General features: G+C 55.4%; 23 protein-coding genes and 4 pseudogenes. 11 read left to right on the forward strand and 16 right to left on the reverse strand.

The genetic code is table 11. The features are described from left to right. Positions 1–116 precede the first annotated feature (116 nt). Positions 117–2159 carry a hypothetical protein gene (locus tag MMB48_RS01360; RefSeq protein ID WP_032744553.1) on the forward strand — a complete coding sequence of 681 codons (2043 nt, stop codon included), beginning with the start codon at positions 117–119 and terminating at the stop codon, positions 2157–2159. A 471-nt stretch (positions 2160–2630) separates the two neighbouring features. Here MMB48_RS01360 and valS read toward each other — a convergent pair whose 3' ends face one another. The 8 genes from valS to MMB48_RS01400 form a co-directional block, all read right to left on the reverse strand. After that, the gene (gene valS, locus MMB48_RS01365) at positions 2631–5366 is read right to left on the reverse strand and encodes a valine--tRNA ligase (protein ID WP_032744554.1); all 2736 of its coding nucleotides are present in this window, start codon (positions 5364–5366) and stop codon (positions 2631–2633) included. 143 nt (positions 5367–5509) lie between these two features. Then, a complete protein-coding gene (locus tag MMB48_RS01370) occupies positions 5510–7036 on the reverse strand; it encodes an ABC transporter substrate-binding protein (RefSeq protein WP_032744555.1) in 1527 nt (508 codons plus the stop codon). 61 nt (positions 7037–7097) lie between these two features. Then, entirely contained in the window at positions 7098–7784 is a 687-nt protein-coding gene (gene nth / locus MMB48_RS01375; RefSeq protein ID WP_032744556.1) for an endonuclease III, read from the reverse strand. A 58-nt stretch (positions 7785–7842) separates the two neighbouring features. Further along, entirely contained in the window at positions 7843–8625 is a 783-nt protein-coding gene (locus MMB48_RS01380) for a winged-helix domain-containing protein (RefSeq protein ID WP_032744557.1), read from the reverse strand. Between the two features lie 179 nt (positions 8626–8804). Beyond that, on the reverse strand, positions 8805–9509 hold the full coding sequence (locus MMB48_RS01385; protein ID WP_032744558.1) for a hypothetical protein: 705 nt from the start codon (positions 9507–9509) through the stop codon (positions 8805–8807). Between the two features lie 109 nt (positions 9510–9618). Next, positions 9619–10197: a manganese efflux pump MntP family protein gene (locus MMB48_RS01390; protein ID WP_012576717.1), complete on the reverse strand. Its 579-nt coding sequence runs from the start codon at positions 10195–10197 to the stop codon at positions 9619–9621. 329 nt (positions 10198–10526) lie between these two features. Further along, a complete protein-coding gene (locus tag MMB48_RS01395) occupies positions 10527–11021 on the reverse strand; it encodes an inorganic diphosphatase (RefSeq protein WP_032744559.1) in 495 nt (164 codons plus the stop codon). Between the two features lie 227 nt (positions 11022–11248). Then, complete coding sequence (locus MMB48_RS01400; protein WP_032744560.1) at positions 11249–13489, reverse strand: alpha-1,4-glucan--maltose-1-phosphate maltosyltransferase; 2241 nt, start codon at positions 13487–13489, stop codon at positions 11249–11251. 242 nt (positions 13490–13731) lie between these two features. Between MMB48_RS01400 and MMB48_RS01405 the strand changes: the two genes are divergently transcribed. The 4 genes and pseudogenes from MMB48_RS01405 (at position 13732) to MMB48_RS01420 (ending at position 17034) form a co-directional block, all read left to right on the forward strand. Next, complete coding sequence (locus tag MMB48_RS01405) at positions 13732–15696, forward strand: cell surface protein (RefSeq protein WP_032744655.1); 1965 nt, start codon at positions 13732–13734, stop codon at positions 15694–15696. Between the two features lie 113 nt (positions 15697–15809). Further along, positions 15810–15911, forward strand: a pseudogene (locus MMB48_RS01410) (transposase); the annotation flags it as partial. A 53-nt stretch (positions 15912–15964) separates the two neighbouring features. Then, positions 15965–16657 (forward strand): alpha/beta hydrolase, encoded by a 693-nt coding sequence (locus tag MMB48_RS01415; protein ID WP_080714827.1) that lies wholly within the window; start codon positions 15965–15967, stop codon positions 16655–16657. Between the two features lie 233 nt (positions 16658–16890). After that, positions 16891–17034 (forward strand): hypothetical protein, encoded by a 144-nt coding sequence (locus tag MMB48_RS01420; protein WP_168928627.1) that lies wholly within the window; start codon positions 16891–16893, stop codon positions 17032–17034. 23 nt (positions 17035–17057) lie between these two features. Here the strand turns inward: MMB48_RS01420 and MMB48_RS11650 are convergent. The 3 genes and pseudogenes from MMB48_RS11650 to MMB48_RS01430 all read right to left on the reverse strand — a co-directional run. After that, positions 17058–17508 (reverse strand): annotated as a pseudogene (locus tag MMB48_RS11650) (RNA polymerase sigma factor). 204 nt (positions 17509–17712) lie between these two features. Beyond that, the gene (locus MMB48_RS01425; RefSeq protein ID WP_230581250.1) at positions 17713–18018 is read right to left on the reverse strand and encodes a VOC family protein; all 306 of its coding nucleotides are present in this window, start codon (positions 18016–18018) and stop codon (positions 17713–17715) included. A gap of 194 nt (positions 18019–18212) precedes the next feature. Continuing rightward, positions 18213–18341, reverse strand: a pseudogene (locus MMB48_RS01430) (Maff2 family mobile element protein); the annotation flags it as partial. A gap of 496 nt (positions 18342–18837) precedes the next feature. On the opposite strand from MMB48_RS01430, the gene MMB48_RS01435 reads away from it, so the two are divergent. The 3 genes from MMB48_RS01435 (at position 18838) to MMB48_RS01445 (ending at position 21247) form a co-directional block, all read left to right on the forward strand. Then, entirely contained in the window at positions 18838–18978 is a 141-nt protein-coding gene (locus tag MMB48_RS01435) for a hypothetical protein (protein WP_230581251.1), read from the forward strand. After that, the gene (locus tag MMB48_RS01440; protein ID WP_234884537.1) at positions 18979–19599 is read left to right on the forward strand and encodes a hypothetical protein; all 621 of its coding nucleotides are present in this window, start codon (positions 18979–18981) and stop codon (positions 19597–19599) included. 424 nt (positions 19600–20023) lie between these two features. Next, the gene (locus MMB48_RS01445) at positions 20024–21247 is read left to right on the forward strand and encodes a tyrosine-type recombinase/integrase (protein WP_032744564.1); all 1224 of its coding nucleotides are present in this window, start codon (positions 20024–20026) and stop codon (positions 21245–21247) included. A gap of 10 nt (positions 21248–21257) precedes the next feature. Here the strand turns inward: MMB48_RS01445 and MMB48_RS01450 are convergent, their stop codons facing one another. Further along, on the reverse strand, positions 21258–22205 hold the full coding sequence (locus MMB48_RS01450) for a BsuBI/PstI family type II restriction endonuclease (protein WP_032744565.1): 948 nt from the start codon (positions 22203–22205) through the stop codon (positions 21258–21260). Between the two features lie 388 nt (positions 22206–22593). Here MMB48_RS01450 and MMB48_RS01455 point away from each other — a divergent pair, with 388 nt between their 5' ends. The 3 genes and pseudogenes from MMB48_RS01455 to MMB48_RS01465 all read left to right on the forward strand — a co-directional run. After that, a complete protein-coding gene (locus MMB48_RS01455; protein ID WP_230581253.1) occupies positions 22594–23067 on the forward strand; it encodes a VOC family protein in 474 nt (157 codons plus the stop codon). Between the two features lie 24 nt (positions 23068–23091). Beyond that, a complete protein-coding gene (locus MMB48_RS01460; protein WP_012576726.1) occupies positions 23092–23487 on the forward strand; it encodes a bleomycin resistance protein in 396 nt (131 codons plus the stop codon). A 422-nt stretch (positions 23488–23909) separates the two neighbouring features. Continuing rightward, positions 23910–24467, forward strand: a pseudogene (locus tag MMB48_RS01465) (helix-turn-helix domain-containing protein); the annotation flags it as partial. Here MMB48_RS01465 and MMB48_RS01470 read toward each other — a convergent pair. The 4 genes from MMB48_RS01470 to MMB48_RS01485 all read right to left on the reverse strand — a co-directional run bounded on the left by MMB48_RS01470 (position 24459) and on the right by MMB48_RS01485 (position 26463). Then, positions 24459–24767, reverse strand: a complete 309-nt coding sequence (locus MMB48_RS01470; RefSeq protein WP_041981656.1) for a hypothetical protein — start codon at positions 24765–24767, stop codon at positions 24459–24461. The pseudogene MMB48_RS01465 and the gene MMB48_RS01470 sit on opposite strands and share 9 nt — an antisense overlap. A 90-nt stretch (positions 24768–24857) precedes the next feature. After that, complete coding sequence (locus tag MMB48_RS01475; protein ID WP_032744566.1) at positions 24858–25073, reverse strand: hypothetical protein; 216 nt, start codon at positions 25071–25073, stop codon at positions 24858–24860. Next, entirely contained in the window at positions 25060–25680 is a 621-nt protein-coding gene (locus MMB48_RS01480) for a Rep family protein (RefSeq protein WP_080714830.1), read from the reverse strand. Before MMB48_RS01480 ends, MMB48_RS01475 begins: the two co-directional genes overlap by 14 nt. Before the next feature lie 3 nt (positions 25681–25683). Further along, positions 25684–26463 (reverse strand): type IV secretory system conjugative DNA transfer family protein, encoded by a 780-nt coding sequence (locus tag MMB48_RS01485; protein ID WP_230581255.1) that lies wholly within the window; start codon positions 26461–26463, stop codon positions 25684–25686. Positions 26464–26535: the final 72 nt, after the last annotated feature.

Consider the following 26535-nt stretch of genomic DNA (forward strand, 5'->3'; position numbering starts at 1 on the left):
CCGCAGCGAATGGGCACCTTTCGGATATTCGTCTATAGGGCAAGTTGCCTGCAGCGACTACATTAATACGGGAATGGAATGCCCATAGTGGCCGACTGTATGAATGGGATACGTAGATGAGATGTGGCACCGCACTGGTCAGTTGCGCATTGTGCGTGGCTTCGATTCTCGGCGGTGCTTGGATGTCTCGTCCGACTCCGGTTGATTACGGTCCGGTGCTCGCTACGGCAAGTGATATGTACGCTGTCACCGATGCCGAGGGGGAGCCGGTCCGTTGGTATGTGGTAGGGAAGGGCGGCGCCGGCAATGGCGCCAGTGCCGATTCCGGCAATAGCGGTTCCACTGATACCGATTCCGCCAATAGTGATTCCGGCACGTCCAAGGTTTCTCGTATCCCCGCTTCCGCCGCCACCCTGCCATGGAAAGTCAGCGTCACCTACTCGCTTGACGGTCCGAACGTCGAGGCAAACGAGGTTGCCGGCGCGTCTGGACTGATCGGCGTGTATATCGATATTAAACCGCAAACCAAGGAGGCCAACCGTACGATCCCGGTTGTCGCCTTTACCGTGCCTACGCAGGTAGCCGATGATGTTTCCGCTGACAACTCCATTACGGTAACCACGCAAGGTTCCAATACCGTAGTCGCCGCAGCTGGAAAAGCCGCAACCGGCTTGGAATTCAGCTGCTATATGAACGCCAAAGACTTCTCCATGAGTTCCGTGGCGCTCGCCGTATTGCCTGCCAATTCCAGCAGTCCGGCAGTTGGTGCTAATCCCGATGCCGCGAATGCTGCCGCACAGCCTGCTGCCGATACGGATGTCGCCCAACTCACCGCCTCTGCCGACACACTGGTTGATGCACTGACCGACGCCGGTTCCGGTGAACAGCAACAGCTCATCGAGCAGCTTCAAACCCTGCGCGATAACGAGCGTGCATTGAACAAGTCTGTAGTGGCCGAACGCGAAACCGCCCATAAGCGGACGTTTGAAGACTATATGGCCGCGTATGTGGGCGCATATACCACGCACCTGTCTGGATCGATTGGCACCTCCACCCAGTTGCCGGCGTTGATGGGCACGGCCGGCGAACTGTCCGGGGACACGCCTTTGGCTCAAGCCGTACTCGACTTGGCCAACGCGGTGAACAACGTCAGTGCCGCACATCAGCATGCCGGTGCGGTCGATGCGTTGGACGAGGTGATTCGCCGCATCCAGCAGCAAGGCACCACCGGACTGGTGGATGATCTGACCGCCGAGGCTTCGGAGGAAGCCACTCGAGGCTCCAAACAATACGCCGATGGACAGAGCCAGCTCTCCGCCGCAATGATTCCGTATTCGATGAAATACACGGACGTCTATACGGCCAATTTGAGCGCCCTGACCGGTGGCACGTCCTCGGGCGCCACCGCTTACGAGAGCCAAGCCATCGCCGAAACCAACGGTAGCGATGAACTCGCCGACGCTCAATCCAAGGTCGATGCCGCGATGAGCACGCTTGCCACCGCCTCCGAGCATACGGGCAAAGCCACGGCCTTGCGCCAGATTGTATTGCGATTCTCCGATCAGTTCGAAGGCGGCGCGTCCTCGGCTTCCGGCAGTGATGGTGATGGCTCGTCCGGTGATGTCTCTTCCGGTCCGGTGACCGAGGCTCAGGCACTGACTAGCCTGGTCGATTCGCAATCGCAATCGTTCTACGGTAAGACCCGGGCCACCCAAGCCAAGCGTAAGGCTGATGCTGCCCGTAAGCAGGCCAAAGCCGTGCAACAGCAGCAGTCGCAGCATTCCAAGGCCTCACTGGTCGATGACACCATGTCCATGTCTGCTGGCGATGTGATGAACTATGCGGGTGGTCTTACTTCGGCCATCGGTGGTGGTGATAAGTCCGACTCGTCTAAGAGCGCTGGTTCGGGAACGAACGACTCAGCCAAGTCGAGCGATACTGGCGATTCCGGCAACAATCTTGACACCGCTCCAGTACTGTTCGGTTTTGGCACTGGCGGCACGCTGCTCAAGCACGATATGAACGCGCTGATTAATGAGACCGTGGAGATCAGCGATGCTGGCACGCTCTTGGCGCAGGCCGTCGCGCAGCTCGATAGCCCCAATACGCAACAGAAAACCGCCGAAACCCGATATCTCATCGTGATTCCGACGGTGTGATGGTGTATGCGGGAAAATCCGCATGTGACAGGTGCCCAATACGCGTAAAGTGCGTTATCGGTGTGGGACGCCGCGTCAAAAACTGGCTTTTTCGATGCGGCGTCCCACACCCTCTTGTAAGTCAGAGCTAACTATAGTTTGAAGAATGGCTAAATTCCAAGGATTTGTTGATTTGGTCTGTGGGACGCCGCGTATATAAAACGTTTGACACGCGTGGTGGCCCACGCTATTGTGGGCCGCCAGCTTACAATGCGGGATATTTGCGTGCCGTCCCACAGTCGTGTCATCCGAACGTCAAAAAACAAAAGAGGGGAACCTCAATAGGAGGTTCCCCTCTTTTGCTGCTGCGCGCAACGCTCAGTGCTTTGGCTTCTTAGCTGGCCGAGCCGTTAAGCGGGAAGCCCGGTGGGCTTCCCGTAGGCTCGGAACGAGCGGCATTGCCGTGAGACCTACTGTTGTTGTGCGCAACGCTCAGTGCTTTGGCTTCTTGGCTGGCGGCTCACCGAGCTCGCTGGCTTCGACGGCGACCTCGGTTTCGGGCGCGTCTTCGGCGGCGGATTCCTCAGCGTGCTTGGCCACCAAGTCGAACTTGCCGACCACGCGACCGGCCTGCGCGATATCGCCCAAGGCGGCGTGAATCGCATCCACGCCATCCGCCGCCGCGGACAGCGCCACGGACAGGATCGGGGTCTTCATGGAGACCTTGGCCTCGGACTTGATCTTACGCAACTGCTCCACGGCCTTGCCGGCCCAAGTCAGCAGCTCGGGGGAAGCACCGGTGGCGGCCTCGACATACGGGTCCACGACCGGCCAGGCGGCGCGATGCACGGAACCGGAACCGGCGTGCATCCAGCTCCACACTTCCTCGGTGGCGTACGGCAGATACGGGGCCAGCAGACGGGCGAAGGCGTCAAGGCCCAGACCCAGTGCGGTGCGTGCGGACTTCACGGCCTTCTCGGACGGTACGTGGCCCTGCTCATCCGGGGTGCCATAGGCGCGGTTCTTGACCAGCTCGATGTAGTCGTCGCAGAACTGCCAGAAGTAGGACTCGATGGTCTCCAGCGCCTTGGAATGCTCGTAGGATTCCAGCGCCTCGGTGGCCTGACGCACCACCAAAGCCAGCTTGGCCATAGCGGCGCGATCCAGCGGCTCGGTCACGTCGGCCGGGTTCCATGCGGCCTGGGCGGCGGCACCCACATGATGGTTCTCGTCCTCGCGGCCGATGGCCAGCGCGAACTTGGTGGCGTTCAGCAGCTTGATGGCCAGTCGACGGCCGATCTTCATCTGGCCGATGTCGTACGTGGCGTCCAGGCCGAGGCGAGCGGCGGCGGCCCAGTAACGCACGGCGTCCGCGCCGAACTTCTCGATCGGCTCGTTCGGCACCACGACGTTGCCCTTGGACTTCGACATCTTCTTATGGTCGGGATCCAGAATCCAGCCGGACAGCGTGGCGTGAGCCCACGGCAGGCACTTGTTCTCCAGATGCGCGCGGTCCACAGTCGAGAACAGCCAGGTGCGGATGATGTCCTGACCCTGCGGGCGCAGGTCCATCGGGAAGGTGGAAGCGAACAGGGCCTTGGAGGCCTCATCCGGCTCGGCCCAGTGGGCCACGATCTGCGGGGTCAGCGAAGAGGTGGCCCAGGTGTCCATGATGTCCTTTTCGGCGGTGAAACCACCGGGCACATCACGCTGGGACTCGTCGTAGCCCTCCGGCACGTCGATGGTCGGATCGATCGGCAGACGATCCTCGGACGGAGTGATCGGGTGATCGTAATCCGGCTCGCCGGAAGCGTTCACCGGGTACCACAGCGGGAACGGGACGCCGAAGAAGCGCTGACGGGAGATCAGCCAGTCGCCGTTGAGGCCGTGGACCCAGTTCTCATAACGCACGCGCATGAAGTCGGGGTGGAACTCGAGTTCCTTGCCGCGCTCGATAAGCTCGGCGTTCAGCTTGGCGTCGGTACCGCCGTTCTTCAAATACCACTGGCGGGAGGTGACGATCTCGAGCGGCTTGTCGCCCTTCTCGTAGAAGTTCGTCATACGCTTGGTCGGGGTCGGCTCGCCGTCCAGATCTCCGGACTCGCGCAGCTTGTCGACGATGATCTTGCGGGCGGAGAACGTGGTCTTACCCGCGGTTTCGGCAAAGACCTCGCGGCCGGCCGGGTCCTCGATCCAGTCCGGGGTATCCATCACGATACGGCCGTTGCGCTGGATGATCGGGCGGGTGGGCAGCTTCAGGTCGCGCCACCACTCGACGTCGGTCACATCACCGAACGTACAGCACATGGCGATACCGGCACCCTTGTCCATTTCGGCGGCCGGGTGCGCCAGAATCGACACCTTGACCTTGAACAGAGGGGAGTAGACGTACTGGCCGAAGTACTGCTTGTAGCGCTCGTCGTTCGGGTTGGCGATCAGCGAGGTGCAGGCCGCCAGCAGTTCGGGGCGGGTGGTCTCGATGTAGATCGGGGTGCCGTCCTCAAAGCGGAAGGCCACCTTGTGGTAGAAGCCGGGGTATTCGCGGGACTCGAGCTCGGCCTGGGCCACGGCGGTCTGGAAGGTCACGTCCCACAGGCCGGGGGCGTCCTGCTGGTAGGCCTCGCCACGGGCGAGGTTGCGCAGGAAGGCCTTCTGGGCCACGCGCTGCGGGTGCTGGCCGATGGTGTGGTAGGTCTGCGACCAGTCGATCGACAGGCCCAGCTTGCGCCACAGGGCCTCAAACAGTTTCTCGTCCTGAGCAGTCAGACGCTCGCACAGCTCGATGAAGTTCTTGCGGGAAATCGGCACCTGATCCTTGGCGTCAATCTTCTTGCCATCGGTGCCCTCGAACGGCGGCTTGAAGTCCGGGTCGTAAGGCAGAGACACGTCCACGCGCACGCCATAGTAGTTCTGCACACGGCGCTCGGTAGGCAGGCCGTTGTCATCCCAACCCATCGGGTAGAACACGTCGTAGCCGCGCATGCGCTTGTAGCGTGCGATCACATCGGTATGCGTGTAGGAGAACACGTGGCCCACGTGCAGCGAACCGGAGACGGTGGGCGGCGGGGTGTCGATGGAGTAGACGGCCTTGCGGTCGCGGGTGTTGCGGAATTTGTAGGTGCCGTCTTCATCCCAGACGGCGCGCCACTTGTCCTCAAGTCCGTCCACACCGACCTTGTCGGGCAGCGGGGTGAGGTTGGCGTTGATGATGGATTTGCCTTCAGTCATAAAGCCAAAGTTTATGCACGTTGCATGACAAGCCGAACTGTACAGTAAACAGCCCAGTAGGCTGTTCGCAGGCGAGGTACGAACGATCGAACGATAGTGAGCCAAGGACTATCGGGCGTAGTCCGTCCGTGACTGAAGGTTGCCTATTTCACCGTCAACCCGGCCAGCGGCATGCGGCGATTGATCATCGAGGTCGGGTAGCCGGAGACCTTGGTGGACGCCACAGTGAAGCATTTGCGGGTATACAGCCAATCACTGGCCGCATCCTCGCTGATCAGCCGGGCGTACGCCTTCATTCGTGCCTCATAATCGGCGTCATTAGTGGCGGCGCGAGCATCCGCATAGGCCTGTTGCGCTTCGGTATGGTCGTAATGGAACATGGAATCAGGGTCGGCGAATATGCCGGCATCATCCGTGCCGTCCATGCTCATCACGGTCAGTTCCCATTTGCCGTCCTTGATTCGTTTGGCATAATCCTCATCGGAGAGCACTTCAAGGTTCACCGTGGGGCGCGGCTGCCGCTCGATCTGCTGCTTGATGGTTTCGGCCAACGACCGGTATTCTTCGGGAACCACCAGATTCACCGTAGTCAGATATTGCGCGCCGAAGTAGGAGAACATCTGCCCGGCTTGGTTTTCGTCATGCGGGTACAGTCCGGTCAGATCTTCGTATCCGGGTTCCAGCGGGCTGATGGGGCCGCCCAATGCTCCGGCAGCGTCGGGTTGGGCGGAGGCGATGCCGGCTGCGTCGATTTGATAGCGGAAGGCTTTACGCGCCTGTTCGTCGGAGAGCAGCGAATCGGTACCGTTGTTGTAGGCCAGCAGCACCTTATCCGTAGTGGCCCCCTCCTTGACGGTCAGGCCATCCTTGTCGTTCAAACCGGTGGCCGTCGAAGCCGAAACCGGTGCCGCCATATCGAGACTGCCGTCGGTCAGGGCCTTGCTGAGCGCATCGGCGTCGGAGTATTGCATAAATTCAACGACATTGCTGGCCGTTTTGGTGCCATGGTAGGTATCGCTGCGCGCCAGCTTCAGGGAATGGCCAGGCTGGAAATCGGCCACGATGAATGGTCCGGAACCTATGGCCTTGCGTTGATAATCGGCACTGGACGACTCGGAATCGTAGACAATGCCGAGTCTGCCGGACAGCGCTCGCAACAGCGTCGGATTGGGTTTGGCAAGCGTGATGACCACCGTGGTGGCGTTCGGATTGGTGACCGACGCCAGATCGCCCAATTCGTCGAAGTCCGCCACCTTGTTGGTCACGTTCTGTTGCAACGACCACACGGCGTCCGAGGCGTCCAACGTATGACCGTTCGAGAAGGTGACGCCCGATTGCAGTGTCAGGGTGACGGTCAGTCCGTCATCGGAAGTCTTCCAGCTTGTCGCCAGTCCCGGCTGAAGCTTGTTGTCTTGATCGACGGTCACTAATGTCTCATACACATTGTCGATGAGCAGACGTTCGGCTGCTGCAGAGGAATCGGACCGAATATCCAAGGATTGCGGCATATCGCCGATGCCAATGGTCACATCGGCATCGAGAGGCGATCCCGGCTGGAACCGGTTTTGCATGAACGTCCATCCCACAACCACGAGTGCGCCGAGTGCCACGGCGACTCCGAAAAAAATCCCCCACTCGGACCATGTATTGTTCCGCTTGCTGTGCTGCATGGTCTTCAGTCTAGCGGTGGACTCAGCCTAGAATCCGCAATTCACCATGATGAGGCATGAGCTAGTGCTTGGACGTGCTCTTGCCGGCTGGCGGCGCATAGCTAGGGCAGGTGTCGGACAGCGGGCAGTTGGCGCAGTCAGGGGTACGTGCATGGCATGTGGCTCGGCCGAACAGAATCAGTCGGTGGCTGAGATTCGTCCACTCTTCGGGCGGAAAACAGGCGGTGATTTCCTTCTCGATTTTCACGGGATCAGGGTGCGCGGACCGCCAATCCGACCGCCAACGCAGTCGTCCGGTTACGCGCATCACATGCGTATCGACCGGGAATCCGGGGATATCGAATGCGTTGCCGAGCACGACGTTCGCGGTTTTGCGGCCGACCCCCGGCAAGCTGGTCAGTCCATCCATCGTGCGCGGCACCACGCCGCCGAACCGTTCGTCCAGTGCCGTGGCCAGTCCGATGAGATGCTGGGTTTTCGAACGATAGAACCCCAGTGGATGAATGATGTCTTCGACTTGGGCCGGATTCGCGGCCGCCAAGTCACGAGCGGTGGGGAAGGTGGCGAAGAGTTCGGGGGTGACCGTGTTGACACGCTTGTCGGTGGTCTGGGCGCTGAGCACGGTGGCGATCAGCAGTTCGAACGGATTCGAGAAATGCAGTGCGCAAGCTGGCGCCGGAATCACCTGGCGCAGAATGTCGTATTCGTCATGCATGCGCGTGAGACGCGCGGATTTGGTTTCTCTCATCGTATGGATCTAAGCGGCGTAGTGTCGATGATTGGTAGTTTGCAGCGCTGCTGGTCTGTCAGGCGGCGGTGTTGAGATCGGGAGTATCGTCATCGGCGTCGATGGCGGCAGAGGATGCTTTGGCGGCCTGCTGTGCGGCGGCAGTTTCCTTATCCGTCTCCGGCGGGTCGAATCGGTAGCCCACGTTGCGCACGGTGCCGATGAGGTGTTCGTATTCACCGCCGAGCTTGGCGCGCAGACGACGGATATGCACGTCGACCGTACGAGTGCCACCGTAGTAGTCGTAGCCCCATACTTCCTGCAGCAACTGGGCGCGCGTGAACACGCGGCCGGGGTGCTGGACCAAGTACTTGAGGAGTTCGAACTCCTTGTATGCCAGATCGATGGGGCGTCCATGCAGGGAGGCGGTATAGCCGTTGGTGTCCACGATGAGGTCGCCGGAGCGAATCTGGCCATCTTCCACCGTGGTGGTGGATTCGGCGGGAGAACCGGCTGCTGCGGCTGTGGGAGCGTTGCCGCGCTCGGAGACCAATCGCAATCGGCCCTCGACTTCAGCCGGGGAAGCGGTGGTGACCACCACATCCGCAATACCCCACTGGGAGTTGACCACGGTGAAGCCGCCTTCAGTCAGCACCAGTACGATCGGCGTGGATAGGCCGGAAGCGTGGATGAGGCGGCACAAGGTTTTGGCGGTCGCCAGATCATCGCGTGCATCCAGAAACAGAATGGTGTTCTCCGGCATCTTCACCAAGCTGGCTGCATCCATCGGCAGTACACGGACGCGATGAGAAAGCAGGGCGAGTGATGGCAAAACGGTGGCGGGGTCGCTGGCGAAAGTCATCAACGTAAGATCCGTCACGCTAATCCCCCTTTATCCTGCAATGTGTTACGCAATTGCTTAGTGTGGCCGTACGAGTCGTCAGCGGCGTTATGCCGCTTTCGCAAAGTTTTCATTATTCTACGCGCTTGTAGTGGACACATAGGTTACAAGTTTGCGGAATATGGAACGGCGGACGTCCATCAACCGATGATACGGCCGAGCACCAGTGCGGTTGCGGCGATGGTCACGCCCATCAGCATTACCGACATCAGGCCGGTGCCGATCCACGGATAGCGGATATCCGGGTCCGGATCGGCGTCGCGCACCCACAACGTGGAGGCCACGGCCAAGGCCAGTCCCAAAACGATGAGGATGATCAGGGCAACAGTTCCCGCAACGGTGCCCTTGGCAAGCATTGCGCCCAAATCAGGCAGGAAGCACCAGCCGGCCACGGCGAGAGCCGCCACACCGGAAGTCACGGCGTGGGACAGGGCGCGGATGAGATGGTCCCGCTTCTCGCGGGCCATCTGACGTCCGAACGAGAAGACCACCAACATGACCAGCAGCAGGCCCATGGCCAACGCCCACGAATACCACGGAAGCGTCGAACCATCCGCGGCGGTCTGGTCCGGCGGCACCTTGCCGGCGGGGAACGGCACGGTGACGAACATCAGGGAGGCCGCGCCGAACAGCAAGGTGACGACGCGATCCAGCATCGTGCCGCGCAACGGCCAGAAAACAAGGAACACGACCAGCGTCAGGCAGGCGACGACCCGGGGGGCGGTGGGGTCGGCGCCGGGCAGGGTGACGGCCGCGGCCGCGATGAGCAATGCGTAGGCCGACAGCTGGACCAGCAGCATGCGCAGAACCTTGTTCTTGCATTCCTTCCAGGTGATTTCTGCCATGGTACGCCTCTCAGATAATCGAATCGCTACGTCAATCCTACGTCGGGCGTTGGAACGGTGCCGTCGAGCATTGATGGCCATCCGTGGCGACGAGATGCGTGACGGCAAGTCAGAACGCGATGACGCCCAGATGCTCCAACAGCACTTTGACGCCGATCAGAATCAACACCACACCGCCTGCGATCTGCGCGGGTTTCTGCCAGTGAGCGCCGAAGGCGCGCCCGATGTACAGGCCCGCCGCGGAGAAGAGGCCGGTCACCACGCTGATGCAGAGGATGGCGAACGGCACGCTGGTTGCCATGAACGCCAGACTCACGCCCACGGCGAAGGCGTCGATGCTGCACGCCACGGCGAGCGGCAGCATGTGCTTCCAGTCGAATTGCGCGGTCTCCTTGGCGTTCTCCGCGTCCTCCTCGTATGCCTCATGCACCATGTTGCCGCCGATGAACGCCAGCAAACCGAAGATGATCCAATGATCGAATGCGGTTACATACGCGCTGAATGCGGAGGCCGCGTAATGCCCCAGTATGAGGAAGAGGGCCTGGGAGCCGCCGAACCAGAGCGCCGATCTGACGGCATCCCCGGGTCTTACGCGGGAGACGGTGAGTCCCTTGCCGATGGAGACGGCGAACGCATCCATGGCGACGGAGACGGAAATGAGCAGGGTCTGAACGATTATCGCAATCATGATGTGATGGAAGGTTCATCGCCCGAACTCCAGACGATGGGCCTCGACCAGCGTTCCCACACGCCGCCTACGCCTAGCTGAAAAATACATCAGCACTATATCACGCGATGCGCGTCGAATCAAAAAGGCGGGAGGCCTCCGGAGAGGTCTCCCGCCGACGATTCGGAATCGAATCACTTGCCTTCGTTGGCGAGGCGTTCGCGTGCCGCGATGATTTCCTTCTCGGCATGCAATTACGGACGGCCTGCGGCCGGCTCAATGCTGGCTCAGCCGCTGTCGCGTCTTCGTACGCCGCCGCCGGAAAGCCCACCGGGCTTTCCTAAAGGAAATCACTTGCCTTCGTTGGCGAGGCGTTCGCGTGCCGCGATGATTTCCTTCTCGGCGGCGTCAGCACCGGTCCAGTAGTCTCCGGGCAGGACTTCCTTGCCCGGCTCCAGAGCCTTGTACTGTTCGAAGAAGTGCTTGATTTCGGCCTTGTGGTACTCGTTGACGTCGTCGATGTCCTTGATGTCGTCGAAACGAACGTCGGCGGGCACGCACAGCACCTTGTCGTCGCCGCCGGCCTCGTCGACCATGTGGTACAGGCCCACGGCGCGGCACTCGACCACGCAGCCCGGGAACACGGAGTTCGGAATCATCACGAGAGCGTCCAGCGGATCGCCGTCCTCGCCCAGGGTGCCGTCGATGTAGCCGTAGTCATCCGGGTAACCCATTGCGGTGAACAGGGTACGGTCCAGGAAGACGCGACCGGTATCGTGATCGACTTCGTACTTGTTCTTGGAGCCGCGCGGAATTTCCACAACGACGTTGAAGGTCTCTGCCATGTCAGTTCTCCTTGAAAATCGACGGTTACGTTATCGTCTCACCACAATACCCTGTTTGCGCCTGCAAAACAGGTGCGGAACTCAAGAAACCGTGCTGAGATTATGCCGACACTATGCCTAAACAGACGAAATCCTCCCGTTGAGGGGAGGATTTCTAGCGGTTTACGCGCACGATATACCCGTGCGCGTAAGCGGCATCACTGTTGCATTACCGTTGCAGTACCGCATCACTGCACGGACAGGATGTGGGCCACATCCGCCCAAGGAGCCAGAGACACGTAGTTGTCCCAACCCCACTGGAATTCGCGGCCGGTCAGCTCGTCGCGCACGTTGAGCGGGCGGTCGGTGGGCAGACCCAGCTCGCCGAGTTCCAGGTGAATCATCGACTGGTGTGCGTTGTGTCCATCGAGGTTCACGACCACAATCAGCGTGTCCGCTTGGCCGGTACCGGTCAGTTCGGCCGGCGTGTGGCGTGCGAAAGCCAGAATATTCGGGTCGGACGTAGGCAGCACGGTGAGGTTGTGGTAGCTCAACGCGGCCGGGTGGGCGCGACGAATCTTGTTGAGCGCGGTGAGCATCTCGGCCACGCCGTACTGCTTGGCCTTGCTCCAATCGCGAACCTTGACCTCGTACTTCTCGTTGTCGATCTGCTCTTCGAAGCCGGGGCGCTGCTTGTTCTCGATGAGTTCGTAACCGTTGTAGATACCCCAGGACGGCGAGCCCATGGCTGCCAGCACCGCACGCACGCAGTGGCCGGCTACGCCGTTGTCTCGCATGTAAGCGGTGAGAATATCCGGCGTGGTGGGCCAGAAGGTGTTGTGCTGGTAGTAGCCGTCGTCGCCATTGGTGACCGGCAGATACTCTTCCAGTTCGTCCTTGGTGTTGCGCCACGGGAAGTAGCAGTGGGACTGGGTGAAGCCCACGTAGCTCAGGGCGCGCATCATGCCTGGGCGGGTGAATGCCTCGGCCAGGAACAGGATCTCCGGGTGCTTCTTGGTCACGGCGGCAATCACGTCCTGCCAGAAACGCACCGGCTTGGTGTGCGGATTATCGACCCGGAAGATCGTCACGCCCGCCTTGATCCACAGGTCCATGACGCGCTCGACTTCCTTTTCGATGCCCGCCATGTCGGCGTTGAAGTCGATCGGATAGATATCCTGATACTTCTTCGGCGGGTTCTCGGCGAACGCGATGGAGCCGTCCGGCTTGTGACGGAACCAGTTCGGATGAGCCCTGACCCACGGGTGATCGGGCGAGCACTGCAGTGCGAAATCAAGCGCTACCTCCAGTCCGAGTTCGTGCGCACGCCGGCATAGGGCCTTGAAATCGTCCATGGTGCCGAGCAGCGGATCCACGGTGTCGTGGCCACCCAGCTCGGAGCCGATGCCGAACGGTGAGCCCGGGTCGTCGGGGCCGGCGACCAGCGTGTTGTTGCGGCCCTTGCGGTTGGTCACGCCAATCGGGAAGACCGGCGGCAGGTAGACGATGTCGAAGCCCTCGGCAGCGGCGCGTTCGAGACCAGCCATCGAGGTCTTCAGCGTACCCTGAATGATCTTGCCGGTGTTCGGATCGATGGTGGCGCCTTCGGAACGCGGGAAGAACTGGTACCAAGCCGCGAAGCTGGACTTCGGGCGTTCCACCTTGAAACGCTGGGGCTGACTGGGGGAGATGCCGTCTCGCAGCGGGTGAGTCTCGTGCAGGGCGGCGATGGTCGGGTTGTCGCCGGCGGCGAGACGATCCTCGGCGCTCAGCGTCTGATCGGCCATGGTCTCAGCGGCCTTCTCCAAGGTCTTGCGATCGCGTGCGGTCAGGCCGGCGTCCGGGGTTGCGGCCCAACGGGCCAGCAGCTCGGCACCGGAATTGAGTGCGTTGTCCACGTCGTCCATCACACGCACCTTGATACGGGTGTCGTGCAGCCAAGAAACGTACGTGTCTTCCCAACCTTCGATGGTCACGGTCCATTCGCCGAGCTGACGCTTGACGGCCGCGTAGCCATCCTCCCAAGGCTTCAGATCGCTGTGCTCGCCGCACTTGACCATCACGGTCCAACGATCGAGGCCGGGATTTATACAGGTCATGGCCTGGCGCATGGTTTCCTTGCCGCGCGGGTTGCGCACGATGGCGGTGGCACCCACCTTGGTGCGGCCTTCGATGAACACTTGGGCGGTCATCTCAAACGGTTCGCCGAGTTCCACACGGGCGGGGAAGATGCCACGCTCCTCGGCGGGAGTGATGTCCATGACATTGATGCGGCCGAACTGGCCGGGCTCGTTTGCTTCGATGGACGGTGCGGGGGCTTCGACAGCCAGGCCTTTCAGCGCTGCTGCGACGCGTGCCGTTTCGGCGCTGACTCTCTTGCTCTTGGTTGCGGGGCTCTTTCGGGCAGAAGTCGCCTTTGACTTCGTCTTCGTGGTGTTGTTATCGGTATTACTAGTGCGCGTGGTCGCGCGATGTTGTACTGCTGCCATAAGGCCCCATTCTAGAGGCTTTTGAACATATGTTGCACATTGTGGATAACTTTCAGGTAAACGTTCGGTCAACCGCATGAGGTGGATAACTCGGCGGAAGAGTTATCCACAACTCGCCGGCAAACGGCAAGCTCGGACCACATAGGCCGAAAAACCGGCTGTAGTGAATGAAAATCTGCCATGATCGTGGCCTACCCGTACACAGTGCAGTATGCGGGGAACGTACCAGGAAAGGACGAATGATGATAACGACATGGCGGCAACGGGGCATGGCCATCGTAGCGATGCTGACCGGTCTGATAATAATGGTGGGAGTGGTGTTCGGCTCGGCGAATACGGCGTATGCCGCGACGTTGACGCCCGCCGACGAAAGATATCACGTGACGTTTCCATACAACGATATGGAATATTACGTCGGTGTCGCGGGGCTGGACGCTTCGGGCAACAAATACTACTGCATCGAAGCGGGGAAGCTGAGCGACTATGTGATAGGCCCCACCACGGTGCTTGCCTCCGATGAGAACGCCCGGCGTATGGCATGGATCCTTGACCGGTACCGCGACACGGATGCCGCCACCCATGCGGCGATCGGCATCATCGTGCAGGATCACTTCGGGCGCGATCGGGACGAGTGGGCGAGACAGATGGCGGTCATTCAAGGCCGGTATCCCGAGATCGTGGCGAAGGCGGCCCAGATCTGGGATCAATCGGCCGGCAAGACGCCTGCGGGCACGACGGTGGAACGCACCGATGCCGAGGCTTTGCGCAGCGGTTCCATCTTGGTGAAAGTGGTGAACCGCGCCGGCGACGCGATCGCGGGAGTGCCGTTCACCGTCACCTTGCAGGGGCCGGCGCGGTTCGTCCAAGGCGGCAACACGTTCTCGGGGGTGTCGACGAGCGCCGGATCCTCGATCGCGTGGGAGGCGACCGGTGCCGGCGAGGTGACGGCGAACACCACATACGAGTATGGGCGGATGCACGTCATGGACAGCACTCAGGACATGCTGGCCTTCGATTCGATGGCTTCCGTCGGCGGTTCGTCGTCGACGTTCCAGGTGCGCAAGGATTTCGTTCCGTCGGTGTCCACGCAGGTGTCCGATAAGGTGCTTGATGCGGCTTCGCCGGTGTTCGATGATGTGACCAGCGGCGTGGGGGACGAGGGCAGTCATTGGGTGCCCGGTCTGAAGCTGCAGGCGCGTGGATACTATTTCGACGGGCTCGGCAAGGACGATTTGGGCAAGGTCATCGCGCCGAACGCACGGGAGAGCGCGGACGCTTTTCTCGCCCGGTTGGCGTCCTCGGGTCATAAGCCGGGTGCTTATGGCAAGGCGTCCTTCACCGGTGTGGGGCAGCGGGTTCGTGTGCAGGCCATGACCAAGCCGGACGGTGACGCCGCCTATCTGACTCCGAAGACCGGCGGCTTTGGCACCTGGGTGTGGGTGTTCCGGCGGAGCGAGCAAAGCAAACGGGCGCAGGAATACCTTACCGGCGACTGGGTGAGCCCGTTCATGGAGGCTTCGGAAAGCAACGTGGGGCGCGGGAAGGTCGAAGTCATGTCGACGGTCACCGAACATTCGGCGGATATCGGCGCCGAACTCAGCGACACCATCACCGTATCGGGGTTCCCGGCGGACCACGGCCAGTTCACGGGCGATGAAACCTATGGTTTCGCGGCGGATCAGCCGTATGCGACGGTGAGCGTATGGTGGTCCGGCGATCCCGACAACCCCTCCAACGATGAGGCATACAAGCCATCCGGGGGAGAGGTTCCCACGGAGGACGACAACCACCGACTGCTGGCCACCTGGGAGATTCCTGCGATGAATGGCACGTTCAAAATCGGCGCCGGGGCGTTGGACGCGCATGGCGCTCCCATGCATCTGACCGCCGATCGGCATGGGTGGTACGTGTTCGTCTGGCGGTTCGAGGGGGATGACCGTGTCTCCCCGGCGTCCAGCCGGTATGACGATGCCTGGGAGCGTGTGCGGGTGCTTCCCCCATGCGAGCCGGAGAAACCGTGCGAACCGGAGAAACCCGAGACGCCGCCGGCGCCGGCGGAGGCAACCACGCCCAACCCTCGCCCGTCACTGCCCGTCACGGGTGGCGATGTGTCGCTTGCCTCGGTTCTGGCCGTGTCGGTCCTGGCGATAGGCGCCATACTGTCCATCGTCGTTCGGTGGCGTCGTCGCTATGACCGATTCAACTGATTTTGCCGAGGATTCCCCCGCCTCTTAGCGGAAGCGTGGGCGGGGGATGAATCGGCTTTCCTTTTATGCTATACCGGCATTCAGTCGTACCTATCGGAAGCGAGGTGTTTGCTGTGAAACTCGAATCGAATCATCATTCGGTGTTCCTCATGCATTATCATCTCATACTCGTCGTGAAATATCGGCGCGAAGTGTTCGACGACACCATAAATAACATTATATTGTAGTGCTTACTTTTGCAATAATACTATTTCCAAGGAGATGCTATATGGAAAGAAATTTAATTTTGATTGATTCTATACCAACTGTCGTTTGGGGCAAAGAATCAGAGAAAATATATATCTATGTTCATGGAAAAAACGGGAACAAAGAAGAAGCTCTTTTTTTCGCCAATATTGCTGAAAGAAAAGGTTATCAAACTATTAGTTTTGATTTACCATCTCATGGTGAGAGAAAAAATAAAGATAATGAGTGCAATATATGGAATGGAATACATGACTTAGAATGTATCTGGAAATATGTTCAACGTAACTGGGATAAAATTTATTTATATGCTTGCAGCATAGGCGCATATTTCAGTCTGCACGCTTATAAGAGCAGAAATATTGAAAAATGTCTTTTTCTTTCGCCGATACTAGATATGGATTATTTAATACATAATATGTTTTCATGGTTTGATGTAAGCGAGAATGAATTAAAGGAAAGACAAAAAATCGAAACACCGATTGAAACTTTATCATGGAAATACTACCAATATGTAAAAGAGAATCCTGTTCAACACTGGGATATACCAACAGCTATTATGTATGGCAGCAAAGATATATTGCAATCAATAGAAATTGTTCGTCATTTTTCAATGAAATTTAATTGCCAATTATACATATCAAAAGAAAGCGAACATTCATTTATGAGTGATTCTGATAGAAAAATTGTAACTGATTGGATAGAGGGAAGTATTTGAATCTCTTATTTTGTATAAATCTAAACCAATCTAATGCAGTCTAAGGTAAATATGGAGCTATCATCATCTATCAAGACAACGCTCGCCGATGGTCTTTGCCGTTCATGCGGTCAGCGCGGTGGCTTGCACGGCGGCCCTGAGCCGGTCCTCGGGCATGGCTTCGGCCGCGCCGCCCAAGGGGAACTGTGCGGCCCCATGGGATCGCGACAGGGAGGCGTGCAAGGGTCGGAAACATGGTCGAACGCGTCTTCAACCGCATGAAGCACTACAGCAAGGCCGCCACCCGCCACGACGGGCTCGACGAGGCCTTTCTCGCCGGCCCCCGGCTCATCCTCATCGCCATCTACCTGAAAAAACGCGGCCAAAAACCCAACTAGTGTAAACATAGGGGAGAAGCCCGTCATTTCTCATAGGCAATTCCCTCCATTTCCCGTTGTAGCTGCCGCAGGGTACGCCGGATATGGTAGCCTGCTGTGGTTCTGGATCGTCCGTAATGTCTGCCGATTTCTTCATGTGTGTACTTCTTAAAAAATACAGGTAAATCATTTCCCGTTTCTTCTCTGGCAACCGGAACATGGCAGCAACAAGGGAAGCGTTACAAAAGGTTACTGTCTGCCCGCAGATTGTGACGGGATATTCCGTGTCCGGTTCCGGGGAGGGAAAATATTCATCATCTGTGCTTAAAGGATAGTGCTTTTCATCAATGAAATATTCAAGGAATATTTCTTTTCCCGTCTTTTGCACCTTTGCCGTCCTGCGTCAATTGCTGCATGGCGTATGACAATCTTACAGTAGGCGTTGAACGTATACTCGATATATTCCCGGTATGCTTCTGTATCGGTCGTGGAAATTCCCTCCCCTTCCTCCTAAAAGGGTGGTACTTGGTTTAAAAGTTTTTGTATGATAGAGAGAGACGGCAGCACTTTTTGCTGTCGCCCCTTGACTACCCATAAGCGAAAACAGGCGAGACTGTCAACGGCGGCTCGCAGAGCCGTTTATCTTGACCGTTGACTGGCTCGACTGGTTTTGCTAACCGTTCGACAAACTGGAAATTATCAAACAGGGGCTGTCAATTCAATATGATTCCCCTCTGAATCAATAAACTCTACTACCCAATTAGTGTTTATTTGCGTCAACGGAAAACATAGTTCTAAATCTTTAATTTTATTTTTAAGAATTTCTAAATCTGCAACATCAATACTGGGTAAGCAATTACTCCCAAAGCTGTGATTTTCATTCATTTTTTCAAAAGCAAATAAACCAAAACGAAATCCGTTTATATCAAAAACACTATAAATTTCGTTTTTTATAGTCACTTCTTTTTCGAAGAAATTCTCATAAAAACGGATTGCTCTCTCCATGTTCTTAACGCATAGATATAGTGACTTAATATGACAGTCCAATATTTTCTCCTCCCAGAATCCTTATTTGTCTTTTAGTTTCTGGTTTTATTTTATCGCATAAATATTAACTTCTCTATGAATTTTCCCTTATATTTTTCGGAATAGAGGGATAGCTGCCTATCAGATTTTAGTGTGTTACTTTATCGCACATGAGCATTGGAACCTGGGTTGTCCGATCCATAGCCCTCCAGCGGATTGACAACGCCCCACACGCCAAGTCCAGCGCCGAGGGCTACAACAAGAGTCTGCGAAGTATCAATAGCGGAAGTGAAAAACTGCATAGAACCTCCTTTTCTCCGGGATATTCCCGGCCATGAAAAAAGCCGCCATTTGTGGCGGCAGGTTACATACTTCGGCTGTGATGTCTTGGGACATAGTTGACGGGTATCCTGAGGCATGCTTCACATCTGTCGTGGGGCATCGTTGACATCGTTCGCCGGCTTGCGGTATCGATGTTCGCGGGTGGCGTCGAGCGTCTGGCCGGCGAGGATCTCGCCGGTCTCCGGGTCGGCGGCGACGGCCTTGTCGCGCGGGTGCTCGCCGCGTTGCGCTCAGGACGTGGTCTGATTGTCGCCGGCCGTGCCGGACCGCCGCCGTGCATCCATGACGCCACAACGGCCGCCAACCCCATCGTTGTCAACCATGCCCCGGAACACCTGTCAGCCATGCCCCAGGACATGCGTCAACCATCCGCTCGAACTAGACACTCCGAAAAGCCTTGTACTTACAGCGTTCCTAATAGGAAACAATCATACGTATTGGGGTGATTTCCATTCGTTGAAGAACGAGGACGCGATGGAATACGAGTGCTTCCAGATGCTGACGATGGGCGCCGGCTGCTCCATCGGGGACCAGCTCCATCCGAGAGGCGGGTTGTCCGACGCCACCTACGATCTGATCGGACGGGTCTACTCCTAGGTGGAGGCCCTCGAACCGTACACGCTGGATACCGACACGATGGCGGACATGGCGGTCATGACGCCGGAACGCGAATGGAACATGGACAGCGCGCTGTCCGATTCGTTGATCGGCGCCAACCGGATGCTCACGGAACTGGGATGCCAGTTCGACATCATCGATCCGGGCATGGACTTCACGCGGTACGGCGACGTCGTCTATTTCTCCCACCCGTTGTTCCGCATCTACAAGGATTTCGCCCCGTCGTGGGTCAAGGCGGTCTTCGCCGACGTCCTCGATCTGCTGATGCCGAGGCAGCTGGTGCGCAAGGATGACGGGCATACGGTCAGCGGGCTGGAGGTGCAGCTGCGCCGTTCGGGTTCGCGCAATTCGTTGATGCTGCATTGCCTGTATTATCCCTGCAAGAAGTCGGCCGCCAACCTGTACACGATCGACGAGAAGGTTCCGCTGTTCGACCAGCGCGTGCGCGTGTACGCGGGCGACGCCGAGATCGAGTCGGTCCATGCGATCCGTCAGGGCGAGGTGATCTCCGAACGGGACTACACCGTGGCCGACGGGTATGTTGATCTGAACATTCCCAAGATCGACGGGTACGAGATCATCGAGTTGTCGCTGAAATGACGCACTGACTCAAAATCTCACCACGGACTAACGGCCAATACGGGTGTCCGATCGTCTCTGAGCCCTTGTCTCACAAGGGTTCAGAGACATTGAATGTGACTGCAAGGGTGCGGGAGTTCCCTTGATTCCTTTGTACCATGGAACGCAAGAGGCCGCCAGCCTTGTTGGCTGGCGACCTCTTGCGTTATTGGTAGCGGGGCATGGATTTGAACCATGGACCTCTGGGTTATGAGCCCACGTTTTCTTATATTGTTCTAGTTTGTTATTGTCTATTGTATAGTGCGACAATGGTTCGAAATACGGCGTTTTGTTTGTTTCATATTGGTTGTGATTGGCGAGTTTGTCCAACTTTTGTCCAGATTATTTGTGTCCAGATTTGTCCAAATCTGGTAGCATATAACCAACTGTTGAAGGAGTAGCTGATATGACGAAGCGGGAAACGTCCGGACAGATCACCGAACTGGAGCGAGGACGGAAGTATTCGATTCGCGTCCGTCTCGCTCCAGACAATGAACATAAGTCTTGGCATTGGTCAAAGTCGCGTAAGGTCTACGGGAACAAAGCCGAGGCCACGGCAGCGATGGTTGCCTACAAACAAGAACTCGAGGATGAGCGTTCCGGCAAGAACGTGACGGTGGCGGAATACGCTGACATGTTCCAATCCAACCGCAAGGCTCTCGGCACGGTTTCCGTGCTCACCATTGAGCGGGACCAACATGAGATTGACCACATCAAGAAATATCTTGGAGAGACAAGAGTAATCGACCTTACCTCGCAGCAGATCGAGAACGCCTATTTACGCATGTCGGAACAGGATGGAGCTTCGCCAGATGCCATTCACAAGGTCCATATGAAATTATCCCAGATCATGCGCAAGGCTTTCTTGGATGAGCTGATTAACCGCAACCCATGTGATGCGGTGGAAGGCGTCAGGCGCCCAAAGGTGAGCCAACAGAAGCGCAGGGAAACACGAATCACAAAGGAACAGGCACTCGCATTCGTTCACAAGATACGGCAGGAACCTCAAGACGGGCGAATTGTAGCGGTCTGGTTGGGCGTGGCCACGGGTCTTCGCCGTGGCGAAGCACTGGCGCTGGTGTGGGAAGACGTGGACCTAGACAACGCGCGATTGCGCATTCGTAAGCAGCTCGGCAAGGAGAAGATTCTGAAGGATCCCAAGACCGCCAAGTCTCGACGCACCATTTCCATCGACAGGCAGACAGTTGAATTTCTGAAGCAGTGGAAAACTCGCCAACATAATCTATTCCGCGCCGCAGGTGTTGAACAGCAAGATGATTCACCAGTATGCAGCAACGAATTATGCGGATTCTTGGACCCCGACAACTTCAGCCGTTGGCGTCGAAAGTTTTACGTCAAAGAAGGTCTGGCGCACTATACCAATGAGACTCGGTACGTTGATAAGCGCGGAGTCGAAAGGGCGAAACAGACTGGCTACGTCGGTCCTAATTTCCATGCGCTTCGTCATGCTCAGGCCACACTACTCGTTGCTGGAGGCGTGGATCCTAAAACGGTTCAGGCTCGTCTTGGACACGAGAGCCTGAACACGACGTTGAATATCTATGCTGAGGAGGTAGGAGAAAACGACCGCAAGGCAGCTGACTTTATGGGAGAGCTGCTTCGCAGCTAATGTTAGTGGCCTATTCTCCGTATGGTCCCATGAAACGGGATCCGTTGAAGTGCATCATATGATCTGGTGTGTCGGCGCACCATGCTTCGGTTTCCCATGCTAGTAGGGCGAGGTATTTTTGCATGGTCTTGCGATCAGGAAAGCATGAGACCAATACGATTTTGTCCCACTGCTCGGAGAACAGTTCGTGCAGTTCATTCTTTCTGGTCACGTCAACCGGGCCGTGAGTACTTGCAGCTTCCATGAGAAATAGCCAGCCACGTTTTGCATCCCAAGCGATGACGTCTGGCACCTTCTCGCGAGCCTTAAGACTGATTCCAAGTTCATCCAACAATGCGGGGTCTACGGCACCATGCTTATGGTCAGTATCGTCGATATAAGCGACTTGGCATCCGGGAGCAAAGCGTGGCAGCATTTCCTCCACCATTGCTTTAATCAGAAGAGACTGACCACTTGGAGATAGACTCAGGGCAGCACCTGAAGGAAGAATCACAGGTGTTTTTGGCATATTCTTCCGTTCCTCTGCAAGAGATTGATAGGATTCATGCTGCTCGAGGAATCTCTTGAGAATCAATTCGAACTCGGACTCGCCGCGATGCAGCAGCATATTCAACGTGTCATTTGTTATACGGTAGTTCCATTTTGGAGAATTGATTGGGCGATCGGGTCGATCGGCATTCTCCTCCACTAATTCGGCGATTACGAATTGATGGAGCGTAAACCTGCGGATGGTTTCACGGGTATTTGGTTTGTAGTCCACTTCATAGTAGTCTCTAATCCAATCCATGATGGCGCGGGTTCCCAACATGGGATTGGTAGCCTGCTGCCAGTTGTCTCCGGGCTTGAGCTGAAGTAAGGCGAGCAATGTCATTGCGCTACGCTCATTTTGTTGGTCCTTGCCAACTCCAAGTTCGCGCAATGTGTCAATGGCATCAGCAATCAGCTGGCTTTTGTCCATGAAAAACAGATACTAAATTGAGAAAAGCCGCGTAAATACAGTATCTATCAGCAAAAAACCAAAAAGAAAATAAGGAAAATTACAACGAAATTACAACAAATGAAAGAGCCTGATGTAACGACTTATGCAAAGAAATACAGAGTTATGAAAAAATAACATTTGAAAAAGAGTGTCTTTTTCTATGCAGTGTAACAGCAGACTATTTCATTTCTGCTTGATTACTCTAAAACTTATTAGTCTATGGTTTGTCAAGGGCTTGTTGCGTAAGCAATGCTGAACAGCACCCTTTACAAAATATAGGCTAATAAGTAGTTTTTCAAAAGCAGAAAAGAAATGACAACGCTTATAACAGCATGATTTAATGCAGATAAAGGCAAAATTGAAAGTTATGGAGGTAACGGAAATGAAAATGAAAAATCCTATGCTGGTGGTAACAGATATAGAGAAATCAGTTGAGTTTTATAAAAAGGTTTTTGGGCTTCATGTGATTATGGATTTCGGAGCAAATAAAACTTTAACTGGCGGTTTGGCTTTGCAGACAGTTGAAACATATAAAGACTTTATTGGGAAAAGCGATATTTCTTTTGGTGGCAATAACTTTGAAATTTATTTTGAAGAAGATAATTTTGATGAATTTGCGGATAAGCTGAAAGAATGTGATGTTGAATATGTCCACCCTATTGTAGAACATTCATGGGGACAGCGTGTTGTTCGTTTTTATGACCCAGATAAACATATTATCGAAGTTGGAGAGAATATGAAAATAGTATGCAAGCGTTTCTTAAACAGTGGAATGACGCCGGAACAAGTAGCGGAACGCATGGACGTACCTATGAAATTTGTCAATGCTTGTATGCGATAAATTAGAATTTGTGGAGATGATAGAATGGAATTTAACAAACTAATACCAGAATTAACAGTTAAAGATATAAAAAGAACGAGGGAATTTTACCTTAATATATTACAATTTAAAATTGAATATGAACGAGTAGAAGATAAGTTCATGTTTCTATCATTTGAAGATTCACAGTTTATGTTTGAAGAATTACGAGATGATGGCTGGAATGTTGCTGAAATGGCATATCCTTTTGGTAGAGGAGTTAATTTTTCTATTGAAGTAAATGATATTGATAAAGTATATCAACAGCTTATTCGCTCTCAATATCCGTTGTTTAGAGAAATGATGTTGAATAAATACGAATCTAATGGAGAACTTATTGAACAAAAAGAGTTTTTAGTGCAAGATCCAGATGGTTATTTATTAAGATTTACACACGAATAATACAAATCCCAGTTTGTTTGGGAGATACGCTCCAAATCTCGCAAACCGACGGAGTGATCCGCCAGCGGTGGCAGTCGTAAGACATAGCGCCACGCCAGCTTGCTGGCGAGCGGGCGGTTCACTTCGGCGGTTTGGCGAGCGCAGCGAGCCTTAGAAAGCCCCCGTTATCTAACAAGGGGGGCACAAAAAACAAGAAACAATATACACTACTAAGCGGAAAACGCTGTATTTATAAGGTAAAACCGCTTATGACAAGGTGTTAACTAAAAAAGCACTCATTTAACACATAAAAATTGAATAAGGCATAGGAAAGACAGTTGATTTCAAATAAGGAATTGATTGTCTTTTTCTTTTAGGAAAAATTTAAGTAGAGGCAATTATCAGTAAATGGTAGTTGTTTTTTTGATTGGAGGAATTAAAGAATGAATGATAAAAATTTTATTGAAGAATTAAAACATAAACGGAATGAATATGGGGTATCTCAAAGAAGATTTGCCGTTGCCTGTGGTATCAGTCGTACATATTTTAATCAAATAGAGAACGGTAGTGTTGTTCCCTCTGATGAACTAAAACAAACAATGCAAAAACAGATTGAGCGTTTTAATCCGCAAGAACCATTATTCTTATTGATTGATTACTTTCGTGTCCGCTTTCCTACTACGGACGCATTAAAGATTATTCGTGATGTGTTGCAATTAAAATCTGATTATATGCTTTATGAAGATTTTGGCAAGTACGGATATGAAAGCAAATATGTTTTAGGCGACATCAACATCATGTGTTCCATGCAAGAGCATTTAGGTGTTTTATTAGAACTAAAAGGCAGAGGGTGTCGGCAAATGGAAAGTTATCTATTGGCACAGGAACGCTCATGGTATGACTTTATGCTTGATTGTTTAACGGCAGGTGGTAAGATGAAACGGCTTGACTTGGCAATCAATGATAAAGCAGGAATATTAGATATTCCAAAATTAATGGATGACCTTTGTCCTATCGCAAACTTGGGCGAGAGAGAGCTCGGAAGCAGAGGCGAGCTTGTCGTCCTGTTCAATGGCTAAGACGCTGCTGCCGGGGGCTGCTTGACGTGCAGTCACCGCTCCTAAGATGCCGGTGCCGGAACCAAGATCGAGTATGTGAACGGGCTTATCAGAGTGAGTGAAGAGACTCGTGGCTTGTTCGGCAACTGGCATGGGAGTAAGAAACTGTTCCCATTGCTGCTGCTGTTCTGGAGAAAGCAGAGTGGCGGCTTTGTTGCGTATTTCGGCGATGGTTTCACTCATGTGGTTAAGAATAACCGGTCCCGTCGTCGTGCGCAGAAAGGCCCGGCCTCCTTCTGGCTATTTGCCTTAGAAGAAAACCGGGCCGAAGTTTTATCGGCGGCGCTTGGGCCAGCTGATGGGAATGCCGCCATTGGCGGTGAGGTAGCCGTTCAGGGCCTTCTGACTGATGTAGTCCTTGTTTCCCACTCGGATTGATGGCAGCGCGTCCATCATTAGACGAGCTTTGGAACGGCCAACTTTGAACATGCTTTGGAGAGCTGCGACATCGAGGAACTGGAGCTGAGTGTCTGGTTCAGGCTTTTCCATGACGTTCCTCCTTCGGCAAAGCGAAATACGAATTCCAGTAGCTCCAAATGACTTCTCGACAGAAAGTGACTTGTTTAGTCGCGAATTCGAGAAGGTCGGGGTGGTCAGCCTCACAGGCCTTCAGAAGATCGAAATATCCGTGAATGCGCTCTTCCTCCACCAGTTTGACAATGGACATGGCGTCGGATTGATTGCCTTCAACCAGTGCGATTTTTTTCCAGTCCGCACCGTTGAACTCGAGCACGTCTTCGGGACTGTATGGAGCCTTATCCGGATCATCCATGTGGATCAGGTATCGAGCCATGCCACGGGGATTCTCCAATCGCAGGATCATCTTTGGGCCGCCGAATTGCTCAAAGAAACGCTCGGCGTTCTGGCGTGTGGTCGTGTTGGCCCACATTGCGATTACATGGCGGTGTGGCTTCTTCAGTTCGCCAGTGGTGATGTCGGCAATGTCCTGATCGTGTACGGGAGAAACAAGGATTTCCAGACCGCTGATCTTCATTCGGTCTTTCCAATCGTCGGGACAACTATCGGGATAGATTAGGCCAGCCCAGTACCTGCCTTTTTCGTTCGTAGCTTTTCTCTGATGAGTCATGTCCCTCATCTCTCATCCCTTGCGGGGGCGTCGTAGTAGCCCCCACAACTTGTTTGTCGGGTGTGAACGGGCTCCCGCTGTCGCTTCGCCCGCTTCGTCGTCAGTGCCGGGGCGTCGCAGTGAGTGGATGTCCTGATCCGTCATGAACGGCACATGGATATACCGCACGGTATTGGACTCGCTATCCCACAAATAGCCATCACCGGGACGGTTGAAACTGATCTGCCATGGGCGGGCACCACGCTGCACGGCGTCCTCGCCAAGGGCCATCACAGCCTCGCTCTTGGAATTCAGACGCAACGCTAACGTGGTAAGCAGCAGACTGCGATAGGGGAGACTGGTGCTCACGCGCGGGTTCTGCGTGGACACGACCACGGTACAGTTCAATGCTCTAGACCGAGACAGTGCCGATCTAATGGACTCCACGCACGCGTCCGAAGTCTTCTTATCAGAACCGGAACGGATGAGATCGGCGGCCTCATCAATGACGAGCAGGCGGTGCCGCTCATGCTGATCATCGACGGTGCGGACTTGCCCACGCCAACGTTCGGCTCGTGTGTCCACGTCCATGTTGAAAGCGGAGAGAAGATCTTTCGCTTCTTGCAAGGAGTAAGCCTTGTTATCGAGCACGGCGGCGTAGTTTTCGGCCTCCATGCCGGACTTCAAATCAATGAACCAGACTTCCCCGCCAGCCTCCACTTCTTGCCTGATGATGTTTGCGATGACGCTGCCCTTGCCGGAATTGGATTCACCGATGATGGCGAGGTGGGCGGTGCGGGGTATCGAGGCCATTTGCTTTGGCCTCGATACCTCTGCACCTAGCTCATACCGTTGAACGGCATTTTGTTTCTTAAGAAGCATTAT

The organism is Bifidobacterium sp. FKU, assembly GCF_026016385.1.
GTDB lineage: Bacteria > Actinomycetota > Actinomycetes > Actinomycetales > Bifidobacteriaceae > Bifidobacterium > Bifidobacterium infantis.

Bases quoted from the DNA above. Each gene is read 5' to 3' on its own strand.
- MMB48_RS01420 (WP_168928627.1), top strand. From the start codon at position 16,891: ATGGTCGAACGCGTCTTCAACCGCATGAAGCACTACAGCAAGGCCGCC.
- MMB48_RS01470 (WP_041981656.1), bottom strand. From the start codon at position 24,767: ATGAGTGAAACCATCGCCGAAATACGCAACAAAGCCGCCACTCTGCTT.
- MMB48_RS01400 (WP_032744560.1), bottom strand. From the start codon at position 13,489: ATGGCAGCAGTACAACATCGCGCGACCACGCGCACTAGTAATACCGAT.
- MMB48_RS01390 (WP_012576717.1), bottom strand. From the start codon at position 10,197: ATGATTGCGATAATCGTTCAGACCCTGCTCATTTCCGTCTCCGTCGCC.
- MMB48_RS01445 (WP_032744564.1), top strand. From the start codon at position 20,024: ATGACGAAGCGGGAAACGTCCGGACAGATCACCGAACTGGAGCGAGGA.
- MMB48_RS01460 (WP_012576726.1), top strand. From the start codon at position 23,092: ATGGAATTTAACAAACTAATACCAGAATTAACAGTTAAAGATATAAAA.
- MMB48_RS01360 (WP_032744553.1), top strand. From the start codon at position 117: ATGAGATGTGGCACCGCACTGGTCAGTTGCGCATTGTGCGTGGCTTCG.
- MMB48_RS01425 (WP_230581250.1), bottom strand. From the start codon at position 18,018: ATGGAGAGAGCAATCCGTTTTTATGAGAATTTCTTCGAAAAAGAAGTG.
- MMB48_RS01385 (WP_032744558.1), bottom strand. From the start codon at position 9,509: ATGGCAGAAATCACCTGGAAGGAATGCAAGAACAAGGTTCTGCGCATG.
- MMB48_RS01485 (WP_230581255.1), bottom strand. From the start codon at position 26,463: ATGGCCTCGATACCCCGCACCGCCCACCTCGCCATCATCGGTGAATCC.
- valS (WP_032744554.1), bottom strand. From the start codon at position 5,366: ATGACTGAAGGCAAATCCATCATCAACGCCAACCTCACCCCGCTGCCC.
- MMB48_RS01480 (WP_080714830.1), bottom strand. From the start codon at position 25,680: ATGAGGGACATGACTCATCAGAGAAAAGCTACGAACGAAAAAGGCAGG.
- MMB48_RS01405 (WP_032744655.1), top strand. From the start codon at position 13,732: ATGATAACGACATGGCGGCAACGGGGCATGGCCATCGTAGCGATGCTG.
- MMB48_RS01395 (WP_032744559.1), bottom strand. From the start codon at position 11,021: ATGGCAGAGACCTTCAACGTCGTTGTGGAAATTCCGCGCGGCTCCAAG.
- MMB48_RS01450 (WP_032744565.1), bottom strand. From the start codon at position 22,205: ATGGACAAAAGCCAGCTGATTGCTGATGCCATTGACACATTGCGCGAA.
- MMB48_RS01455 (WP_230581253.1), top strand. From the start codon at position 22,594: ATGGAGGTAACGGAAATGAAAATGAAAAATCCTATGCTGGTGGTAACA.
- MMB48_RS01415 (WP_080714827.1), top strand. From the start codon at position 15,965: ATGGAAAGAAATTTAATTTTGATTGATTCTATACCAACTGTCGTTTGG.
- MMB48_RS01370 (WP_032744555.1), bottom strand. From the start codon at position 7,036: ATGCAGCACAGCAAGCGGAACAATACATGGTCCGAGTGGGGGATTTTT.
- MMB48_RS01475 (WP_032744566.1), bottom strand. From the start codon at position 25,073: ATGGAAAAGCCTGAACCAGACACTCAGCTCCAGTTCCTCGATGTCGCA.
- MMB48_RS01380 (WP_032744557.1), bottom strand. From the start codon at position 8,625: ATGACTTTCGCCAGCGACCCCGCCACCGTTTTGCCATCACTCGCCCTG.
- nth (WP_032744556.1), bottom strand. From the start codon at position 7,784: ATGAGAGAAACCAAATCCGCGCGTCTCACGCGCATGCATGACGAATAC.